The following is a 4,406-nucleotide window of genomic DNA, read 5'->3' on the forward strand; positions in this document are numbered from 1 at the left end:
GAAAAGAACTTCTTCAAATACATATTTCCACTGATATCGTAATACTCTTCATATATTTTATTTCTAGAAAAAGGAGAATAATTTGTTATTTTATGAAGCGTACCTTTTAAGGTATATTCCCTTCTTTCTAATTTTTGCTTAGATATTGGAGACATAAAATCTTCAAATTGTAACACTTTCGTATTTTTATAAAATCTTCTGAACAATACATATTGCCCGTCAATATAGTACCTTGTTACATTCTCACTATTTTTAGTTTCATAATTTTTAAATGGGACTTTTAATTCTTCTTTTCTCTTTAAATAATGTCTTTTCTTTCTAGTTTTTTCAAAAAGATTATGATTAGATAACCATTCATACATATTATATATTTTTAAATTTTCACTAATGATATGTCGTTTTTCAAAACTATCATATACACTTAGATAGTTTGGATTATAATTCGTTGTAAATATAGCATTTTCTTCCCCTAATGACTCTTCTAAGAACTTTATTCTATTTAATAATGACTTTGTTCTTCCACCATGTATTTCAGGTAATGTAGTAGTTATAGTACAAATCACAATATCCCCTCACTTCCGTTACTAAAATTATAACAGAAGTTTAACACTTAATCCCATATTTAATAAAAGAAAATAATATTTTATAAATAATATCAATAACATTGACTTATGAATAAAAATGAATTATTAAACAAAATAATATAAGAACCTATTATAGATTCAATATATATAAATATTAATAAAAACAGCAATATAAAGCCGTAAACTCAATGTTTACGGCATACATAATTTTATTATTCAAATTATAAGTAATATATACGTACAAATAAATTTGTTAATCTTGTTTATTTAACATTTCTATTATTTTGATTGCAACTGCCTGACCTGATTGTGGATTTTGACCAGTAACTAACCTATCATCTTGAACAGCATAAGATGACCAATTTGCTTCTTTAACATACTTTGCACCTCGATTTTTAAGTTCATCTTCTGTTAAATAAGGAACATGTTGATCAAGACCTGCCTCTATTTCTTCACTATTAGAAAATCCAGTTAGTTCTTTTCCATTAATGAGAAAATTATCTTCGCTATCTTTTATATTTAGTAACCCTATAGCACCATGACATACTGAAGAAACAATACCATGATTCGTATATACTTTATGCGATATTTCTTGAAGATTTTTATCATCTTTGAAATCCCAAATTACACCATGCCCACCTGCATAATAAATAACATCATATAAGTCAGGATTTATTTCTGATGCTTTTAAAGTATTTCCTAGTTTATTCATGAATTCAGTGTCCTGATAATATTTCCAATCCAATTCTGTCATAACTTCAGCTTTCAAACTTTCAGGATCTATTGGGGTATAACCACCTTTAGGACTTACAAAATCAATTTCATATCCATTTTTATAAAATTCATCTGCAAAGTGTACAGCCTCACCTAACCATAAACCTGTTGCTCTATCTAATTCTGGATATTTTGAAACACTCGTAACTGCTATTAAAATTTTTGACATTTATATACACTCCATTCTTTATTTTTGATAATATCATAGTATCATTTAAACTAAGGTTTAAGGAAAGGAAAATATATATGGAATTATTAACAATTAATGAAGTATCTAATATTTTAAGGACAAATTCAAGTAGAATTAGATATTATGAAAAACATGGTTTAATTCAAAACTTTTATAGAGATTCAAATAATCATCGCTTGTATACACAAAGGGATATAGAAATACTTAAATTCATATTATGCTTACGAACTTTGAACATGCCCATTAAAGAGATAAAAAACAAAATATCAGCCTTCTACCAAAATGATTTAAGTAAAAAAGATATCCTTATTGAACATAAAAAATATTTAGAACTAAAAAGAAATGAATATATGAATTATATTTACGAAATTGATGAAAAGATTAAAGATTCAAACCAAAATGATTTCTAAATGATACAATATTCATTATTGGTAAAGAATTGAAGACAAACAAAAAAGCCGTAAACTCAATGTTTACGACCTAAATGTTTCTAATAGAAATGATAATAAGTACCGGTGGTCGGGTTCGAACCGACACGTCCTCAACGGACACGGGATTTTGAGTCCCGCGTGTCTGCCAATTCCACCACACCGGCATAATTAAACTCTACAAAAAAATCTTCCCAATGGAAGAAATAATGGAGCGGAAGATAGGACTTACACCTATATCTCATTCCGGGAAGGAATGTATTCTAAAAGTTGAAATACTCCCGCATTTTAAAATAATTAAAAAACAATAATGGAGCGGAAGATAGGATTTACACCTATATCTCATTCCGGGAAGGAATGTATTCTAAGAGTTGAAATACTCCCGCAAAATATTAATGGAGGCGGCAACCGGATTTGAACCGGTGAATAGAGGTTTTGCAGACCTATGCCTTACCACTTGGCTATGCCGCCTAAGACAAACTGGGCTAGCTGGATTCGAACCAGCGCGTGACGGAGTCAAAGTCCGTTGCCTTACCGCTTGGCTATAGCCCATTAATATTAAAATAAGGGCGGCTGATGGGAATCGAACCCACGAATGTCGGAACCACAATCCGATGCGTTAACCACTTCGCCACAACCGCCATGGCAGGGGCAGTAGGAATCGAACCCACACCAAAGGTTTTGGAGACCTCTATTCTACCGTTGAACTATGCCCCTATTAAATTAAGAATGGTGGAGGGGGGCAGATTCGAACTGCCGAACCCGAAGGAGCGGATTTACAGTCCGCCGCGTTTAGCCACTTCGCTACCCCTCCGATAGATGGTGCCGGCCAGAGGACTTGAACCCCCAACCTACTGATTACAAGTCAGTTGCTCTACCAATTGAGCTAGGCCGGCATAATGATAAAAATGGCTCAGGACGGAATCGAACCGCCGACACAAGGATTTTCAGTCCTTTGCTCTACCGACTGAGCTACTGAGCCATACATCAAATTTTTAAAAATGGCGGTCCCGACGGGAATCGAACCCGCGATCTCCTGCGTGACAGGCAGGCATGTTAACCGCTACACCACGGGACCTAAAATAATAATTGCGGGAGGCGGATTTGAACCACCGACCTTCGGGTTATGAGCCCGACGAGCTACCGAACTGCTCCATCCCGCGATAATAATAAATAATATTTACAAATATAATGGCGGAGGAAGAGGGATTCGAACCCCCGCGAGCCGTTAAGCCCCTGTCGGTTTTCAAGACCGATCCCTTCAGCCGGACTTGGGTATTCCTCCAATATATAAGTATGGACCTTGCAGGACTCGAACCTGCGACCCAACGGTTATGAGCCGTTTGCTCTGACCAACTGAGCTAAAGGTCCAAAATCAAAAATATGTAAACATATTAAAAATTTAATGGCGGCAGAGGGGATCGAACCCCCGACCTCACGGGTATGAACCGTACGCTCTAGCCAGCTGAGCTACGCCGCCATGATAATATTAATACTCTTTAAATGGTGGAGACTAGCGGGATCGAACCGCTGACCTCCTGCGTGCAAAGCAGGCGCTCTCCCATCTGAGCTAAGCCCCCATTTAAATAATAATTTTTTAAAGAAGTCGGGAAGACAGGATTCGAACCTGCGACCCCTTGGTCCCAAACCAAGTGCTCTACCAAGCTGAGCTACTTCCCGTAACCATAATAAATGGCTTTACGCGCCCGAGAGGAGTCGAACCCCTAGCCTCTTGATCCGTAGTCAAACGCTCTATCCAATTGAGCTACGGGCGCTTAATAATATGGTGCCGAGGACCGGAATCGAACCGGTACGGTAATCACTTACCGCAGGATTTTAAGTCCTGTGCGTCTGCCAGTTCCGCCACCCCGGCAAATAATGGAGCAGAAGACGGGATTCGAACCCGCGACCCCAACCTTGGCAAGGTTGTATTCTACCGCTGAACTACTTCTGCTTATTAAATGCTTGAATCATATTATTAAAAATAATGCGGGTGAAGGGAGTCGAACCCCCACGCCCGAAGGCGCTAGATCCTAAGTCTAGTGCGTCTGCCAATTCCGCCACACCCGCTAAATGGTGAGCCATAGAGGATTCGAACCTCTGACCCTCTGATTAAAAGTCAGATGCTCTACCAACTGAGCTAATGGCTCTAAAACATGGTGCCGGCCAGAGGACTTGAACCCCCAACCTACTGATTACAAGTCAGTTGCTCTACCAGTTGAGCTAGGCCGGCTAAAAATGGTGGAGAATGACGGGTTCGAACCGCCGACCCTCTGCTTGTAAGGCAGATGCTCTCCCAGCTGAGCTAATTCTCCATTTTATATGTATAAGTAATTTATTACTTGCCCGGCAACGTCCTACTCTCGCGGAACGTAAGCCCAACTACCATCGGCGCTAAAGAGCTTAACTTCTGTGTTCGGCATGGGAACA

General features: G+C 38.1%; 2 protein-coding genes, 22 tRNA genes, 1 rRNA gene and 1 pseudogene. 1 reads left to right on the forward strand and 25 read right to left on the reverse strand.

Annotated features, from left to right (window positions below; genetic code table 11):
• Together CD111_RS06630 and CD111_RS06635 are read right to left on the reverse strand one after the other, a co-directional pair.
• A pseudogene (locus tag CD111_RS06630) lies at window positions 1-563 on the reverse strand (alpha-glucosyltransferase N-terminal domain-containing protein); the annotation flags it as partial.
• 274 nt (window positions 564-837) lie between these two features.
• A complete protein-coding gene (locus CD111_RS06635) occupies window positions 838-1,527 on the reverse strand; it encodes a type 1 glutamine amidotransferase domain-containing protein (protein ID WP_095087155.1) in 690 nt (229 codons plus the stop codon).
• A 77-nt stretch (window positions 1,528-1,604) separates the two neighbouring features.
• Between CD111_RS06635 and CD111_RS06640 the strand changes: the two genes are divergently transcribed.
• On the forward strand, window positions 1,605-1,958 hold the full coding sequence (locus CD111_RS06640; RefSeq protein WP_095087150.1) for a MerR family transcriptional regulator: 354 nt from the start codon (window positions 1,605-1,607) through the stop codon (window positions 1,956-1,958).
• Window positions 1,959-2,058: 100 nt separating this feature from the next.
• Here CD111_RS06640 and CD111_RS06645 read toward each other — a convergent pair.
• The 23 genes from CD111_RS06645 to rrf all read right to left on the reverse strand — a co-directional run.
• Window positions 2,059-2,143 (reverse strand) — tRNA-Leu (locus tag CD111_RS06645).
• A 229-nt stretch (window positions 2,144-2,372) separates the two neighbouring features.
• Window positions 2,373-2,447, reverse strand: a tRNA-Cys gene (locus CD111_RS06650).
• 9 nt (window positions 2,448-2,456) lie between these two features.
• A tRNA-Gln gene (locus tag CD111_RS06655) sits at window positions 2,457-2,528 on the reverse strand.
• A gap of 16 nt (window positions 2,529-2,544) precedes the next feature.
• Window positions 2,545-2,617, reverse strand: a tRNA-His gene (locus CD111_RS06660).
• A 2-nt stretch (window positions 2,618-2,619) separates the two neighbouring features.
• Window positions 2,620-2,693 (reverse strand) — tRNA-Trp (locus tag CD111_RS06665).
• A gap of 13 nt (window positions 2,694-2,706) precedes the next feature.
• Window positions 2,707-2,790 (reverse strand) — tRNA-Tyr (locus CD111_RS06670).
• Between the two features lie 6 nt (window positions 2,791-2,796).
• Window positions 2,797-2,872: transfer RNA gene (locus CD111_RS06675), tRNA-Thr, on the reverse strand.
• Window positions 2,873-2,885: 13 nt separating this feature from the next.
• A tRNA-Phe gene (locus CD111_RS06680) sits at window positions 2,886-2,958 on the reverse strand.
• A 20-nt stretch (window positions 2,959-2,978) separates the two neighbouring features.
• Window positions 2,979-3,054 (reverse strand) — tRNA-Asp (locus CD111_RS06685).
• Window positions 3,055-3,065: 11 nt separating this feature from the next.
• A tRNA-Met gene (locus tag CD111_RS06690) sits at window positions 3,066-3,139 on the reverse strand.
• Between the two features lie 29 nt (window positions 3,140-3,168).
• Window positions 3,169-3,261, reverse strand: a tRNA-Ser gene (locus CD111_RS06695).
• A 12-nt stretch (window positions 3,262-3,273) separates the two neighbouring features.
• Window positions 3,274-3,347, reverse strand: a tRNA-Ile gene (locus tag CD111_RS06700).
• Between the two features lie 35 nt (window positions 3,348-3,382).
• A tRNA-Met gene (locus CD111_RS06705) sits at window positions 3,383-3,456 on the reverse strand.
• A gap of 24 nt (window positions 3,457-3,480) precedes the next feature.
• Window positions 3,481-3,556, reverse strand: a tRNA-Ala gene (locus tag CD111_RS06710).
• 26 nt (window positions 3,557-3,582) lie between these two features.
• Window positions 3,583-3,656: transfer RNA gene (locus CD111_RS06715), tRNA-Pro, on the reverse strand.
• Between the two features lie 21 nt (window positions 3,657-3,677).
• Window positions 3,678-3,751: transfer RNA gene (locus tag CD111_RS06720), tRNA-Arg, on the reverse strand.
• A gap of 9 nt (window positions 3,752-3,760) precedes the next feature.
• Window positions 3,761-3,849, reverse strand: a tRNA-Leu gene (locus tag CD111_RS06725).
• 6 nt (window positions 3,850-3,855) lie between these two features.
• Window positions 3,856-3,930, reverse strand: a tRNA-Gly gene (locus CD111_RS06730).
• Between the two features lie 34 nt (window positions 3,931-3,964).
• Window positions 3,965-4,046 (reverse strand) — tRNA-Leu (locus CD111_RS06735).
• Window positions 4,047-4,050: 4 nt separating this feature from the next.
• Window positions 4,051-4,126, reverse strand: a tRNA-Lys gene (locus CD111_RS06740).
• 7 nt (window positions 4,127-4,133) lie between these two features.
• Window positions 4,134-4,209 (reverse strand) — tRNA-Thr (locus CD111_RS06745).
• A 6-nt stretch (window positions 4,210-4,215) separates the two neighbouring features.
• Window positions 4,216-4,291: transfer RNA gene (locus tag CD111_RS06750), tRNA-Val, on the reverse strand.
• Window positions 4,292-4,320: 29 nt separating this feature from the next.
• Window positions 4,321-4,406, reverse strand: a 5S ribosomal RNA gene (rrf, locus tag CD111_RS06755); the annotation flags it as partial.

Source organism: Mammaliicoccus stepanovicii (assembly GCF_002902525.1).
Lineage (GTDB): Bacteria > Bacillota > Bacilli > Staphylococcales > Staphylococcaceae > Mammaliicoccus > Mammaliicoccus stepanovicii.